Here is a 13,720-nt window from a genome sequence, read left to right on the forward strand (position 1 = left end):
GGAGCCGGAACCATGGAGCGCGCCCTCGATCTCGACCTCGCCTCGTTTCCGGCCACCACCCGCGAGGATTGGCTGAAGCTGGTCGAGGGCGTGCTGAAGGGCGCGCCGTACGACCGGCGCATGGTGACGCATACTTATGACGGGCTCGCGCTCGATGCGCTGCCGGCGCGAAGGGCCGACACCCAGCTCATTGCCACACGGGCGGGAACGCCGTGGAAGCTGCTCACCCGCATCGACCACACCGATCCGGCCGCCGCCAACGCGCAGGCGCTGGACGACCTCGCCGGCGGCGCCGACGGGCTGTCCCTCGTCTTCGCCGGTGCCCCGGCCGCCTATGGCTTCGGCTTGCCGGTAACGCGAGAGGCCATCGCCGCGACGCTGGAAGGCGTCATGGCCGATCTCGTCACGCTGCGCGTCGAGGCCGGGCGTTTCCAGGGTCGCGACGTGGCGCTGGCGCTGGCCGCGCTTCTGGAAAACCGCGACCCGCATTCGCTCGACCTCCGGTTCGGGCTGGATCCCCTCGGCGACCTCGCCGCCCTCGGCGCGGCGCCGATCGAGTGGCAAGCGCTGAGTGCCCGCCTCGGCCAGACCGTCGCGGCGCTGCGGCTGCGCGGCTTCTCCGCGCCGATGGTGCGCGCCGATGGCCGCCTCCACCACGCGGCCGGTGCCACCGAGGTGCAGGAGCTCGCGGCAGTGCTGGCCACCGCCCTCGCCTATCTGCGGGCGCTGGAGGCTTCCGGCCTGAGCCTCGAGGACTCCGCGCCGCTGATCGAGGTGACGCTCGCCGCCGATGTCGACCAGTTCCTGACACTGTCCAAGCCACGGGCGCTGCGCCTGATCTGGGCGGCGGCGCTGGAAGCCTGCGGCGTCGCGAGCCCGCCGCCGCTCGCCATCCACATGGAGACCGCCTGGCGCAGCCTGACCCGGCTCGACCCGCACACCAATCTGCTGCGCGGCACCCTCGCCGCCTTCGCCGCCGGGGTCGGCGGCGCGGACAGCCTGACCGTGCTGCCCTTCACCCAGGCGCTCGGCCTGCCGGACGGCTTCGCTCGGCGGCTGGCGCGCAACACCCAGCTGATCCTGATCGAGGAATCCAACATTCATCGCGTCGCCGACCCGGCCGCCGGCGCCGGCGCGGTGGAAGAGCGCACCGAGAAACTGGCCGCCGCGGCGTGGGCGCTGTTCCGCGACATCGAGAAGGAAGGCGGCCTGGTCGAGGCGCTGCAATCGGGCAGCTGGCAGCGGCGGATCGGCGAGGCCCGCACCGCCCGCGCCAGGAACATCGCCACCCGCAGAACGCCGATCACAGGCACCTCGGAGTTCCCGCTGCTCGGTGCCGCCACGCCCTCGGTGCTGGCGCCGCTGCCGCGCATGCACACCCCCGCCCCCGCCGAGGGTGCGCTGCTGGTCGAGCCGCTCGCCCCGCACCGTCTCGCCGAGCCGTTCGAGGCGCTGCGCGCCATCGCCGAACGCGCCGAACCGCGCCCGGCAGTGTTCCTGGCCAGTCTCGGCACGCCGGCCGACTTCACCGTCCGGGCCGGCTTCGCCCGGAACCTGTTCGAGGCCGGCGGCATCGCCGCGCCCGGCCATGACGGCTTCAACGATGAGGCTGACCTCGTGGCCGGCTTCCGCGCCTCCGGTGCCCGGCTCGCCTGCCTGTGCAGCTCGGATGCGCTGTATCTGGAGCGCGCGGAGGTCGCCGCGCAGGCGCTCAAGCAGGCCGGTGCGGCGGCGGTTTATCTCGCCGGACGCCTCCCCGAACAGGAAGCCGCGCTACGCGCCGCCGGGGTCGCCGGCTTCGCCTTCGCCGGCGGCGATGCGCTGGAACTGCTGCGCTCGGCACATGCGGCGCTCGGGCTCGCGCCACGCGCGGAGGAACCATGATGCGCGCAATCCATTTCCCTATCGGCGGCCAGCGAGCCGTCGCAACAAAGGGAAAAGGCCATGAGGACGTTGAGGCACGTCCCGGCCGTCGCCGCGATCTGCATGGCGTTCGCGGTGCCGCCGGCCACGGCGCAGAGCGGCAGTGCACCGGATGCGACGATGCACGACGGCATCTGGCGGGTGGCGACCGAGCCGGTCACCGGCCCTTGCTCGAAGCGGATGGAATTCAAGCTCGCGGTCGAGGACGGCCAGATCAGCTATGCCGGGATCTGGCCGGTGGATGCCAGCGGCACGGTCAATCCGGTCGGGCTGATCACCATCCGCCTGGTGCGCGGCGAGGAGACGGTCTCCGCCAAGGGGCTGGTGCGCGGCGACACCGCTTCCGGCGACTGGGTATCGCCGGCCAAGAATTGCACCGGATCCTGGATCGCCCGCAGGGCCTGATCCCCGCGACGGTCGCGGCGGGACGTGTCGCTCGTGAGGAGGCCGCCCGATGAGCCGGATCCCGAATTTCGCCGGCCTCGACTGGCGCACGCCCGGCCTGCCGGGCGTCGCGGCGGACGCGCAGCCTTGGATGACGCCGGAAGGTATCGCGGTGAAGAGCGCCTACGGCCCGGCCGACATCGACGGGCTCGCCTTCGTCGACAGCTATCCCGGCACGGCGCCATTCCTGCGCGGGCCGTACCCGACCATGTACGCCACCCAGCCCTGGACGATCCGGCAATATGCCGGCTTCTCCACGGCGGAGGATTCCAACGCCTTCTATCGGCGCAACCTCGCGGCCGGGCAGAAGGGACTGTCGGTCGCCTTCGACCTCGCCACCCATCGCGGCTATGACAGCGACCACCCGCGCGTCGCCGGCGATGTCGGCATGGCGGGGGTCGCCATCGATTCCATCCTCGACATGCGCACACTGTTCTCGGGCATCCCGCTCGACCAGATGAGCGTATCGATGACCATGAACGGCGCGGTGATCCCGGTGCTGGCGCTCTATGTGGTGGCGGCGGAGGAGCAGGGAGTGAAGCCGGCCCAGCTCTCCGGCACCATCCAGAACGACATCCTCAAGGAGTTTATGGTCCGCAACACCTATATCTACCCGCCCGGCCCCTCAATGCGGATCATTTCCGACATCTTCGCCTTTACGTCCAAGGAGATGCCGCGCTTCAACTCGATCTCGATCTCCGGCTACCACATGCAGGAAGCGGGAGCGACGCAGGACCTCGAACTCGCCTATACGCTGGCGGATGGCCTCGAATATGCGCGGGCGGGCGTGAAGGCCGGGCTGCCGATCGACGCTTTCGCGCCGCGGCTGTCGTTCTTCTGGGCGATCGGCATGAACTTCTTCATGGAGGTCGCCAAGCTACGCGCCGCCCGGCTGATCTGGGCGAAGCTGATGGCCGATCTCGGCGCCTCGAGCCCGAAGTCGCTGCCACTGCGCACCCATTCGCAGACCTCCGGCTGGAGCCTGACCGCACAGGACGTGTTCAACAACGTCATGCGCACCATGATCGAGGCGATGGCGGCGACGCAGGGACACACCCAATCGCTGCACACCAATGCGCTCGACGAGGCGCTGGCACTGCCCACCGACTTCTCCGCCCGCATCGCCCGCAACACCCAGATCCTGCTGCAGCAGGAGAGCGGCACCATCCGCGCCATCGATCCGTGGGGCGGCTCCTACTATGTCGAGCGGCTCACCGCCGATCTCGCGGCGCGGGCGAGCGCGCACATCGCCGAGGTCGAGGCGTTGGGCGGCATGGCCAAGGCGATCGAGGCCGGCATCCCCAAGCTGCGCATCGAGGAAGCGGCGGCGACCACGCAGGCGCATATCGATGCCGGCGCGCAGATCGTGGTCGGCGTCAACAAATACAAGCCCGACCGCGAGACGCCGATCGACGTGCTCAAGGTCGACAATTCGGCGGTGCGCGCGGCACAGCTCGAAAAGCTGACGCGCCTCAAGGCCGAGCGCGACCCGCAGGCGCTCGACGCAGCGCTCGCCGCGCTGCGCAACGGTGCCGCCGGCAACGGCAACCTGCTGGCGCTCGCCATCGACGCCGCGCGGGCGCGGGCGACGGTGGGCGAGATTTCCGATACGCTGGAAAACGTCTTCGGCCGGCACCGGGCGGATATCCGTGCCGTGTCGGGCATTTATCGGCGGGAGGCCGGTGCCATGGGCGACAGGGTCGCAGCGGTGCGCAGAAGGGTCGAAGCCTTCGAGACCGAGGAAGGCCGGCGCCCGCGCATCCTGGTCGCCAAGCTCGGGCAGGACGGCCACGACCGCGGCCAGAAGGTGATTGCCTCCGCCTTCGCCGATCTCGGCTTCGACGTTGATATCGGCCCCCTGTTCGCGACGCCGGAAGAGGCGGCGCGGCAGGCGGTGGAGAACGATGTGCACGTGATCGGCATCTCCTCGCTGGCCGCCGGGCATCTCACCCTGGTGCCGCAGGTGAAGGCGGCGCTGGCCGCGGAAGGCCGGGGCGACATCATGATCGTGGTTGGCGGCGTGGTGCCGCCGCAGGACTACGAGGCGGTGCGCGCCGCCGGGGCCGAGGCGATCTACCCGCCCGGCACGGTGATCGCCGAGGCGGCGGAGCAATTGGTCGAGGCAATCGCCCGCAGGCTCGGCCATGGGCGGGCGGCGGCCGAATAGGCGGCGGCCGGGCGCCTCACGACGCCCATCCCCTCGCCATGATGGTCGCAAAAGCGGCAGCCTCCTCTCGCTTGAGCGAAAACCGAGCGCGTGAGTTCATCCTTTAGCGGCCGATTCCGACGAGTTCGCCTGTAGCGCGGCACCGGCGCCGGCGCGGCCGGTGCTTGGCACAGCGCTTGCTTGACAGTCTTGTATACAAGATTGTGAGCCCAGCGTGATGAACCCGTCCACCGCCAATATCGAGGAAGCCATTCTCTCGGCCATCCTTGCCGGCCGCATCCCGCCCGGCACGCGGCTCGGCGAGCAGAAGCTCGCCGACCTGTTCGGCGTCTCCCGCACCCGCGTGCGCGAGGCGATGATGCGGCTGGAGACGCGCGGCATCGTGCAGGTGAGCGCCCGGCGCGGCTGGTTCGTGGTCGAGCCCTCCGCGGAGGAAGCGCGTGAGGCCTTCCAGACCCGCCGCGTCATCGAGACCGGGCTGCTGCAGACCGTGCGCGAGGTGCCCCCGGAGGTGCTTGCTAGCCTCAAGGAGCATGTCGCCATCGAGCGGCAGGCGATCGAGACCGGCGACGTCTCCTCTCGCGCCTGCCTGCTCGGCGATTTTCACATCCATCTTGCCGACGCGCTCGGCAATCGGCTGCTCACCGAGATCATCCGCGACCTCACGGCCCGCACGACGCTGATCTCCATGCTCTACCAGCCGACCGAGAAGGCGGAAGAGTCGAGCCACGATCATGAGGACATCGTCGCGGCGATGGCGGCGGGCGATCTCGCCGCCGCCGCCCGGCTGATGGACGAGCATATCGGCAAGGTAGAGGCCGGGCTCGACCTCTCATCCAAACCCGATCCGCTCGCCAGCCTGCGCGAACTGCTCGTGCCCTCCACCTTCACCGACGTCGCCCCCTCCATGCCGCATCCTCACGGAACCGCGGCCCCGCATGCGCATCATCACCCATCGACGAAAGAGGACTGACCGATGAACCGCCGCACCCTGCTCGCCCTCCTGACCGGCGCCGTGGTCGCCGCGCAGACGCTGCCCGCCGCCATCCAGCCTGCCCATGCCGATGCGCTCGCCACCATCGAGGCGGGCAAGCTCATCCGCATTGCGGTGCCGCAGGACTTTCCGCCGTTCGGCAGCGTCGGCGCCGACATGGCGCCGAAAGGCTATGACGTCGACGTGGCGAAGCTGATCGCCGACAAGCTCGGCGTGAAGCTGGAACTGGTGCCGGTGACCAGCGCCAACCGCATCCCCTACCTCCAGACCAACAAGGTCGATCTCGTCATCTCCTCGCTCGGCAAGAATCCGGAGCGGGAAAAGGTGATCGACTTCTCCGTCGCCTATGCACCGTTCTTCAACGGCGTGTTCGGGCCGGCCGACATCGCGGTGAAGGATGCCAAGGACCTCTCCGGCAAGACCATCGGCGTCACCCGCGGCGCGGTGGAGGACCTCGAGCTGACGAAGATCGCGCCGGCGGACGCCTCGATCAAGCGCTACGAGGACAATAACGGCACCATCTCCTCCTTCCTCTCCGGCCAGGTGGACGTCATCGCCACCGGCAACGTGGTCGCCGCCGCCATTCTCGCGCGCAACCCGCCGAAGAAGCCGGAGATCAAGTTCCTGATCAAGAACTCGCCCTGCTTCATCGGCCTCAACAAGAACGAGCCGGCGCTGCTGGCGAAGGTGGACGCCATCATCACCGAGGCGAAGAAGGGCGGCGCGCTGGACGCCATTTCCGAGAAGTGGCTGGGCACCAAGCTGCCCGCCGATCTCTGAGCGGTTTCGGCGGCACGCCCGGTTCCCTCGCTTTTCTTCCCTCTCCCCGCCGAACCCGGCTGTTGCCGGGTTCGGTTCCGGCAAAGCCGAAACCGGAAACATCCGGCTTCGGTGGAGAGGTGGCCCGCGAAGCGGGTCGGTGAGGGGGGCGACACCATTGCGGAGCGTCGAAGCCCCCTCGCCCCATCCCTCTCCCCATCGGGGAGAGGGAGCATCCCGTCTCTGGGGCCGAGCGGGAAACATCTCCTTCCACCCATCACCTCACCTGCGGGAGTTCATCGCATGAACTACGCGTTCGATTTCGGATGGCTGGCCGATTATTGGCCGGTCCTCCTCAAGGGCATCGGAATTACCGTCGAATTGACGCTGGTGGGCGGCGTGCTCGGGGTCAGCCTCGGCATCGCCTGCGCCTGGGCACGAGCGCTCGGGCCGGCGTGGCTCAAGCCGGTAGTGGCGGCCTATGTGGAGATGATCCGCAACACGCCTTTCCTTATCCAGCTGTTCTTCGTCTTCTTCGGCCTGCCGGCGCTTGGGCTGCGCATGGGCGAACTTCAGGCCGCCAATCTCGCCATGGTGATCAATCTCGGCGCCTATGGCTGCGAGATCATCCGCGCCGGCATCCAGGCGACGCCGAAGGGCCAGTTCGAGGCCGGCGCCAGCCTCGGCATGAGCCGCATCCAGACCTTCTGGTACGTGGTGCTGATCCCGGCGCTGCAACGCATCTGGCCGGCGCTGTCGTCGCAGATCGTCATCGTCATGCTCGGCTCGGCGGCGGTGTCGCAGATCGCGGCGGAGGACCTCACCTTCGCGGCGAACTTCATCCAGTCGCGCACCTTCCGCGCCTTCGAGACCTATTTCGCGGCGACGCTGATCTATCTGGCGCTGGCCATCGTGCTGCGCCAGCTGCTGCGCGGGCTTGGATGGACGATCTTCCCCAAGCGCGCGGCACGGTGAGGAAGGCCCCATGAACGATTTCACCACCTGGGACATCCTGCGCAACCTGCTGCTGGCGGCGCGCTGGACCGTGCTGCTCTCCCTCGTCTCCTTCGTCGGCGGCAGCCTTGCCGGCCTGGCGCTCCTGTTCGCCCGCATCGGCAAGGGGCGGCTAGGGCCGGCCTTCGCCAAGACCTATATCGAGCTGTTCCAGGGCACGCCGCTGCTGATGCAGCTGTTCCTGGCCTTTTTCGGCCTCGGCCTGTTCGGCATCGACGTGCCGGCCTGGCTCGCCGCCGGGCTGGCGCTGATCCTGTGGACCGCCGCCTTCCTCGCCGAAATCTGGCGCGGCTGCGTCGAATCCGTCGCCAAGGGCCAGTGGGAGGCGTCCTCCAGCCTCGGCATGGGCTATTTGCAGCAGATGCGCTGGGTAATCCTGCCGCAGGCGCTGCGGGTCGCGGTGCCGCCCACCGTCGGCTTCTCGGTGCAGGTGGTGAAGGGCACGGCGCTGACCTCGATCATCGGCTTCGTGGAGCTTTCCAAGGCCGGAACCATGGTGACCAACGCCACCTTCGAGCCCTTCACCGTCTACGGCTTCGTGGCGCTGATCTATTTCTGCCTGTGCTGGCCGCTGTCCAAGTCTTCCCAGATCCTCGAGAGGAAGCTCAATGTCGCTCATCGAAATCACTGAGGTGAAGAAGCGCTTCGGCGACAACGAAGTGCTGAAAGGCATCAATATCGACGTCGAGCCCGGCGAGGTGATCGCCATCATCGGCAAGTCGGGTTCCGGCAAGTCGACGCTGCTGCGCTGCATCAACGGGCTGGAGACCATCGACGAGGGTTCGATCTCGGTGGCCGGTGCCCAGTTGCTGCCGGACGAGCTGCACCTCAAGGCGCTGCGCCTCAAGGTCGGGATGATCTTCCAGGGGTTCAACCTGTTCCCGCACCTCACCGCCGGCCGCAACGTCATGCTCTCGCAGATGGTGGTGCGCAAGACGCCGAAGGCCGAGGCCGAGGCGATGGCGAAGAAGATGCTGGAGCGCGTCGGCCTCGGCCACAAGTTCGATGCCTACCCGGACCAGCTCTCCGGCGGCCAGCAGCAGCGCGTCGCCATCGCCCGCGCGCTGGCCATGCAGCCAATCGCCCTGCTGTGCGACGAAATCACCTCCGCCCTCGACCCGGAACTGGTCAACGAGGTGCTGGCGGTGGTGAAGGAGCTGGCCTCGGAAGGCATGACGCTGCTCATGGTCACCCACGAGATGCGCTTCGCCCGCGATGTCTGCTCGCGCGTGGTGTTCATGCATCAGGGCCGGGTGCATGAGATCGGGCCGCCCGGCGAGGTGTTCGCCAATCCGAAGACAGCGGAGCTCAAGCAGTTCCTCGGCGTGGTGCACTGACAGGCGCTTCCCATCCGGCGTCGGTCATGGCAGATCGGCGCGATGAAACCGATGAAGCCGATCGCCTCCGACTGGACCGACGTCGTGCTGGTCTGCCGCAAATGCGCGAAGAAGCTCAAAGGCGGCTTCGGCGAGGACGGCGGCGATCGGCTCGCTCCGGCACTGCGCGGTGCGATCGCCCGGCGCGAAGGCGGCAAGCCGATGCGCAAACCGAAGCGGCGGGGCGCCGGCGTCGCGGTGGTCGAGGTCGATTGCCTCGGCGTCTGTCCCAAGGGCGCGGCGGTGGTGATCCCGGCGGGCGCACCGGAACGCTGGCGGCTGGTGCGGCGCGGCGAGGACCTCGCCGTGCTGCTCAACGAGATCGCTCCCCCGCGCGGGGCGTGACGCTCAGTTCCCGGCCAGCTGCTCGGGCGGCGCCTTCACGTTCAGCGCCCAGACCAGCACCGTCATGATGCTGACGCCGATGATGATCCCCACCAGCCGCTCCACCGGCGGGTCCAGCGTCGTCGGCGGCCCGGTGCCCACCATGGTGACCAGATAGGCAATCGCCGACTGGGTGCCGATATAGGACTGCGCCGACTTGTTGAGGTGGATGCGCGCGAAGGCGAACACGCCGAGAAACAGCGACACCGTCCACCACCATTGCTCGGTGGCGTTGAACGCGATCACCGCCAGCCCCGCCGAGCCGCCGATGATGCAGCCGAAGATGCGCTGGGCACCGCGATGGCGGCTGGCGGCCGGATCGGCGTCGATGATGATCAAGCTGGAGATCAGCACCTGCGGCAGCTGCGGCAGATCGAAGGTCGTCCAGGCGAGGATGATCACCAGCGTGCCGAGCGCGGCGATATAGGACTGCTTCAGCGCGCTTTCCGGTGTGGTGGCGGTAGGCGTCGGGACGATATGGCCGAGGGCTCCCGTCCGCGGGCCGAACGCCCAATTGGCCAGCGTCCCGCACACCACGCCGATGACGATCTCGTAGCAGCGATAGCGGGCGAAGGAATAGAGGTCCTGCGGCTGCACCATCGTGTAGAGCATCACCAGCGCGAAGGTGAGCGCGCCGTAGAACCAGGCATAGCCATAGGCGCTGCGCTGGCGGCCATAGGTGCCGATGCCAGCGGCGATCATCACCAGCGCCGCCTGCGGCAGTTGCAGCCCTTCCATCCACTGGCCGACATTGTAGCCCAGCGCGACGCCGGCGAAGGTGCCGGCGATCCGCAGCACCCCCTTGGTAAACAGCGCGTCGCGGTCGACATTGGCGATGATCATCACCGACAGCGCCGCCCAATAGGGATCGGCCAACCCCATGGCGAGCGAGATGTAGACCGCGGCAAGGACACCCGAGGCGGTGGCGAGGGCCTGTCGGGTGACGTCGTCCATCGCTCAGAACCAGATGAGGGCGCGCGCATCGGCGCCGTTGAACAGGCCGAGGCCGGCCGGCCAGTCATCGAGGGTGATCTCGATGGGAAAACGCCGCGGCAACCTTACCCAATCGGTGGTCGGCTCGACATAGGGCACCACCTGCGGGTTGTCCGGCGAGCGCGACACGCCGGCGGCAATCCCGCTCACCCGGCCGTAATGAACCACCCATGGATCGGAGCCGAGCGTGAGCCACACGCGCTGGCCGCTGCGGATGCGGGCAAGGTGGCGCTCGGGAATGTTCGCCACCACCCGTGGCCGACGATCCGTTACCACCGCCAGCACCTCGGTGCCCGGGCGTAGATAATCACCCTGGCGAATGGTGAAGGGCGCGATGCGGCCGGGCTCGGGCGCCGCCACCGTGGTCTTGGAGAAATCGTACTGCGCCTTGGCGAGATCGGCCTGCGCCGCAGTGATGGTCGCGCCGACCACCGCCACCCGCCGGCTCGATACGTCGAGCGCCGCCTGTGCCGTCAGCACATTGGCGGTGGCGGTGGCGACGTCGCGGGTGGCGACGTCGAGCGCCGCCTCGGGGGAGAACCCCTCGGTCGACAGCGACTTCACCCGGCCGAGCTGTGCCTGCGCATTGGTGAGCACCGCCTGCGCCGAGGAGACCCCGGCGCGGGCGGATTTGACCTCGTCCTTCGCCAGCTCCAGATCGGCCTGCGCCTGTTGCACCGCCGCCTGCGTCTGCTCCACCTTGAGCTGATACGGAGTCTTCTCGATCTCGAACAGCAATTGCCCGGCGGGGACCGCCTGGTTGTTCTGCACCGCCAGCCGTGAGACCGGGCCTTCGACCTCCGCGGAGATGACGATGATGTCGCTCATCACATAGGCGTCGGCGGTGTAGGCGAAGAAGCGGACGCTGATCTCGTAGGCGACGAACAGCGCCACGACGACGCCGATGATGAGCTTCACCGGATGGCGCAGCAGGGCACTGAACATGTAGGACGAATCTCCGCCGCCCCCGCCACAGGGACCCGCGGCATCATTACGGCTTTGGCGGCCAAGCTCAATCCGCCGGCCATCCTGTGCGGATCAGAGCGGCGGGTGCGGGATCGAGGACAGCAGTTCGCGGGTATATTCCGCCTTCGGGGCGGCCATGACTGCCTCGGTCGCGCCCTCCTCGACGATGCGGCCCGAGCGCATCACGATCACCCGATCGCAGAGCATCCGCACCACCTCCAGATCATGGCTGACGAAGATGTAGCTCATGCCGAGCCGCTGCTTCAGCTCCTGCAGCAGGTTCAGCACCACCGCCTGCACCGAGACATCGAGCGCCGCCGTCGGCTCGTCTAGGATGACCAGCTCCGGGTCGGGCGCGATGGCGCGGGCGATGCCGACGCGCGCCTTCTGTCCGCCGGACAGCTGGTGCGGGAAACGGTCGAGCAGATTCACCGGCAGACCGACCAGCCGGGCGAGATCCTCGACCTTTGCTCGCAGCGCGGCGCCGGCCAGACCGGAGCCCATGCGCAGCAGCGGATCGGCGATGGCGCGGGCGGCGGTGTAGCGCGGGTTGAGGCTATCGGTCGGGTCCTGGAACACCAGCTGGATGCGCGAGCGCCATGGCGAGCCGGCGAAGCGCTTGGCCGGAATGGCGGAAAGCTCCTCGCCCTTGAACTCGATGCGTCCGGAGGTCGGATCGAGCAGGCGCATCAGCATCATCGAGGTGGTGGACTTGCCGCAGCCGGATTCGCCCACCAGTCCGAGGCTTTCGCCACGCGCCACCGAGAAGCTGATGCCGTCCACGGCGCGAAACGGATCGGCCACAGCGCCCTTGATGCCGAACAGGCCGGCAAGACCGCCGGTCGGCGCCTGGCGGGGATATTCCTTCACCAGATTCTCGACGACGAGCAGCGGTTCGCCGGCCCCCTTCACCGGCGCGGTGGGCGCGGCAGCGGCCGGCGCCGCATCCTCCGGCAGCAGGTCGCGCAGGCTGACGCCCTTGCGCGGTGTCGCCCGCATCAGCTTGCGGGTGTAGGGGTGCTGCGGCGCGCGGAAGATCGCCTCGGCATTGGCGGTTTCCACCACCTTGCCCTTTTCCATCACCATAACCCGGTCGCAATAGGCGGCGGCCAGGCCGAGATCATGGGTGATGAGGATGGTGGACATGTTGCGCTCGCGGGTGAGCTCGACCACCAGGTCCATCACCGCCTTCTGCGTGGTGACGTCGAGGCCGGTGGTCGGCTCGTCGGCGATCAGCAATTGCGGCCGGCAGGCCAGTGCCAGCGCGATGACGATGCGCTGGCACATGCCGCCGGACAGTTCGAACGGATAAGCGTGGTAGCGCTCCTCCGGCCGGGCGATGCGCACCGCCTTCAGCACCTCGATGGCCTTTTCCTTCGCATCGCTCGGCTGCGCCTGCACATGCTCGATCAGCACGTCCTCGATCTGCTTGCCGACCTTGCGGATCGGATTCAGCGCCGCGCGCGGGTTCTGGAAGATCATCGACATTTCCCGTCCGCGCAGGGCGCGCACGTCGCTTTCCGAGGCTTTGCCGATGTCGATGCCGGCGAAGCCGATCGATCCTTCGGCGATGCGGCCGGCACGGTCGAGGATGCGCATCACCGCGTAGGAAGTGACCGACTTGCCCGAGCCGGACTCGCCGACAATGCCCAGCGTCTCGCCCTTGGCGAGGGTAAGGTCGACTTTCTCCACCGCCCGCACTGTGCCCCGCCGCGTGGCGAATTCCACGGTGAGGTCCCGCACATCGAGGAGAGGCGGCTGCATATGGTTGGCACCCGCGTGGTCGGCTGTCGTGTGCATGTTCATGGCCGGATTCCTCAGGTGCGCCGCTGCGGATCGACGAGATCGCGCAGGCCGTCGCCAAGCAGGTTGAAGCAGAACACCGCCAGCATCAGCGTCACGCCGGGGAAGAAGGCGATCCACCATTCGCCGGAGATGATGAAGGAGGCCCCCTCCGCCACCATGATCCCCCATTCCGGGGTCGGCGGCCGCACGCCGAGGCCGATGAAGGACAGCCCCGCCGCATTCAGGATGGCGTAGCCCATGGTGAGCGACACCTGCACCATCATGATCGGCAATATGTTCGGCGCGATATGACCGAGCAGGATGCGCATCTCCGAATTGCCGGAGAGCCGGGCCGCCTGTACGAAGCCGGCCTCGCGGCGGATATTGGCCTCGGCGCGGGCGACGCGGACATAGAGCGGGAAATTGATGATGGCGGTGGCGATGACAATATTGGTCACCGTGTTGCCCAGCGCCGCGACGATGCCCATGGCCAGCACGAACAGCGGGAAGGCCATGATGGTATCGGACACCCGCCCGACGATGCGGTCGGTCCAGCCACCGAAATAGCCGGAGGCGATGCCGGCGAAGCCGCCCGCCACAAAGACCAACGCCACCGACGCGACGGCGATGATCATGTCGAGCCGCGCCGCCACCACCACGCGCGAGAAGATATCGCGCCCCAGCTGGTCGGTGCCGAACCAGTGGGCGGCGCTAGGCGGCTGCAGCGCCGCGGCAGTGTCGCTCGCCAGCGGATCGACCGGCACCACATAGGGCCCGATCAGCGCGGCGAGCGCAAACAGCGCGAACAGGCCGAAGGCAATGCCGGTAACCGGGTTCTCCGCCACGATATGTCGGGCATGGGAGAAGAGGCTGTCCTTCGGCGCGGTCTCGGTGACGGCGAGGCTCATGGCTTCC

13 protein-coding genes are annotated in these 13,720 nt (G+C 68.2%); 9 read left to right on the forward strand and 4 right to left on the reverse strand.

Features of this window, described 5'->3' with window-relative positions:
• Nucleotides 1-12: 12 nt before the first annotated feature.
• From KHC24_RS19455 to KHC24_RS19495, 9 genes are all read left to right on the forward strand, one after another.
• On the forward strand, nt 13-1,884 hold the full coding sequence (locus KHC24_RS19455; RefSeq protein ID WP_213364949.1) for a methylmalonyl-CoA mutase family protein: 1,872 nt from the start codon (nt 13-15) through the stop codon (nt 1,882-1,884).
• Between the two features lie 60 nt (nt 1,885-1,944).
• A complete protein-coding gene (locus KHC24_RS19460) occupies nt 1,945-2,328 on the forward strand; it encodes a hypothetical protein (RefSeq protein WP_213364950.1) in 384 nt (127 codons plus the stop codon).
• Nucleotides 2,329-2,377: 49 nt separating this feature from the next.
• Nucleotides 2,378-4,534: a methylmalonyl-CoA mutase gene (gene scpA, locus KHC24_RS19465; RefSeq protein WP_213364951.1), complete on the forward strand. Its 2,157-nt coding sequence runs from the start codon at nt 2,378-2,380 to the stop codon at nt 4,532-4,534.
• A 217-nt stretch (nt 4,535-4,751) separates the two neighbouring features.
• Nucleotides 4,752-5,507, forward strand: coding sequence for a GntR family transcriptional regulator (locus tag KHC24_RS19470; protein WP_213364952.1), 756 nt, complete (start codon nt 4,752-4,754; stop codon nt 5,505-5,507).
• Between the two features lie 3 nt (nt 5,508-5,510).
• On the forward strand, nt 5,511-6,308 hold the full coding sequence (locus KHC24_RS19475; RefSeq protein WP_213364953.1) for a transporter substrate-binding domain-containing protein: 798 nt from the start codon (nt 5,511-5,513) through the stop codon (nt 6,306-6,308).
• 282 nt (nt 6,309-6,590) lie between these two features.
• Nucleotides 6,591-7,262 (forward strand): amino acid ABC transporter permease, encoded by a 672-nt coding sequence (locus KHC24_RS19480; RefSeq protein ID WP_213364954.1) that lies wholly within the window; start codon nt 6,591-6,593, stop codon nt 7,260-7,262.
• Nucleotides 7,263-7,272: 10 nt separating this feature from the next.
• The gene (locus KHC24_RS19485) at nt 7,273-7,932 is read left to right on the forward strand and encodes an amino acid ABC transporter permease (RefSeq protein WP_213364955.1); all 660 of its coding nucleotides are present in this window, start codon (nt 7,273-7,275) and stop codon (nt 7,930-7,932) included.
• The gene (locus KHC24_RS19490) at nt 7,910-8,638 is read left to right on the forward strand and encodes an amino acid ABC transporter ATP-binding protein (RefSeq protein WP_213364956.1); all 729 of its coding nucleotides are present in this window, start codon (nt 7,910-7,912) and stop codon (nt 8,636-8,638) included. Before KHC24_RS19485 ends, KHC24_RS19490 begins: the two co-directional genes overlap by 23 nt.
• A gap of 42 nt (nt 8,639-8,680) precedes the next feature.
• Nucleotides 8,681-9,022, forward strand: coding sequence for a (2Fe-2S) ferredoxin domain-containing protein (locus KHC24_RS19495; protein ID WP_246547162.1), 342 nt, complete (start codon nt 8,681-8,683; stop codon nt 9,020-9,022).
• A 3-nt stretch (nt 9,023-9,025) separates the two neighbouring features.
• On the opposite strand, the gene KHC24_RS19500 is transcribed toward KHC24_RS19495, so the two are convergent.
• The 4 genes from KHC24_RS19500 to KHC24_RS19515 form a co-directional block, all read right to left on the reverse strand.
• Entirely contained in the window at nt 9,026-10,015 is a 990-nt protein-coding gene (locus KHC24_RS19500; RefSeq protein ID WP_213364957.1) for an FUSC family protein, read from the reverse strand.
• 3 nt (nt 10,016-10,018) lie between these two features.
• Nucleotides 10,019-10,999: an HlyD family secretion protein gene (locus KHC24_RS19505; RefSeq protein WP_213364958.1), complete on the reverse strand. Its 981-nt coding sequence runs from the start codon at nt 10,997-10,999 to the stop codon at nt 10,019-10,021.
• 93 nt (nt 11,000-11,092) lie between these two features.
• Nucleotides 11,093-12,826 carry a dipeptide ABC transporter ATP-binding protein gene (locus KHC24_RS19510; RefSeq protein WP_246547164.1) on the reverse strand — a complete coding sequence of 578 codons (1,734 nt, stop codon included), beginning with the start codon at nt 12,824-12,826 and terminating at the stop codon, nt 11,093-11,095.
• Nucleotides 12,827-12,837: 11 nt separating this feature from the next.
• Nucleotides 12,838-13,713 carry an ABC transporter permease gene (locus tag KHC24_RS19515; protein WP_213364959.1) on the reverse strand — a complete coding sequence of 292 codons (876 nt, stop codon included), beginning with the start codon at nt 13,711-13,713 and terminating at the stop codon, nt 12,838-12,840.
• Nucleotides 13,714-13,720: the final 7 nt, after the last annotated feature.

The organism is Ancylobacter defluvii, from assembly GCF_018390605.1.
GTDB lineage: Bacteria > Pseudomonadota > Alphaproteobacteria > Rhizobiales > Xanthobacteraceae > Ancylobacter > Ancylobacter defluvii.

What these genes read in the sequence shown, in the direction of transcription:
- KHC24_RS19455 (WP_213364949.1), top strand. Translation starts at nt 13, where the DNA reads ATGGAGCGCGCCCTCGATCTCGACCTCGCCTCGTTTCCGGCCACCACC.
- KHC24_RS19460 (WP_213364950.1), top strand. Translation starts at nt 1,945, where the DNA reads ATGAGGACGTTGAGGCACGTCCCGGCCGTCGCCGCGATCTGCATGGCG.
- scpA (WP_213364951.1), top strand. Translation starts at nt 2,378, where the DNA reads ATGAGCCGGATCCCGAATTTCGCCGGCCTCGACTGGCGCACGCCCGGC.
- KHC24_RS19470 (WP_213364952.1), top strand. Translation starts at nt 4,752, where the DNA reads ATGAACCCGTCCACCGCCAATATCGAGGAAGCCATTCTCTCGGCCATC.
- KHC24_RS19475 (WP_213364953.1), top strand. Translation starts at nt 5,511, where the DNA reads ATGAACCGCCGCACCCTGCTCGCCCTCCTGACCGGCGCCGTGGTCGCC.
- KHC24_RS19480 (WP_213364954.1), top strand. Translation starts at nt 6,591, where the DNA reads ATGAACTACGCGTTCGATTTCGGATGGCTGGCCGATTATTGGCCGGTC.
- KHC24_RS19485 (WP_213364955.1), top strand. Translation starts at nt 7,273, where the DNA reads ATGAACGATTTCACCACCTGGGACATCCTGCGCAACCTGCTGCTGGCG.
- KHC24_RS19490 (WP_213364956.1), top strand. Translation starts at nt 7,910, where the DNA reads ATGTCGCTCATCGAAATCACTGAGGTGAAGAAGCGCTTCGGCGACAAC.
- KHC24_RS19495 (WP_246547162.1), top strand. Translation starts at nt 8,681, where the DNA reads ATGAAACCGATGAAGCCGATCGCCTCCGACTGGACCGACGTCGTGCTG.
- KHC24_RS19500 (WP_213364957.1), bottom strand. Translation starts at nt 10,015, where the DNA reads ATGGACGACGTCACCCGACAGGCCCTCGCCACCGCCTCGGGTGTCCTT.
- KHC24_RS19505 (WP_213364958.1), bottom strand. Translation starts at nt 10,999, where the DNA reads ATGTTCAGTGCCCTGCTGCGCCATCCGGTGAAGCTCATCATCGGCGTC.
- KHC24_RS19510 (WP_246547164.1), bottom strand. Translation starts at nt 12,826, where the DNA reads ATGAACATGCACACGACAGCCGACCACGCGGGTGCCAACCATATGCAG.
- KHC24_RS19515 (WP_213364959.1), bottom strand. Translation starts at nt 13,713, where the DNA reads ATGAGCCTCGCCGTCACCGAGACCGCGCCGAAGGACAGCCTCTTCTCC.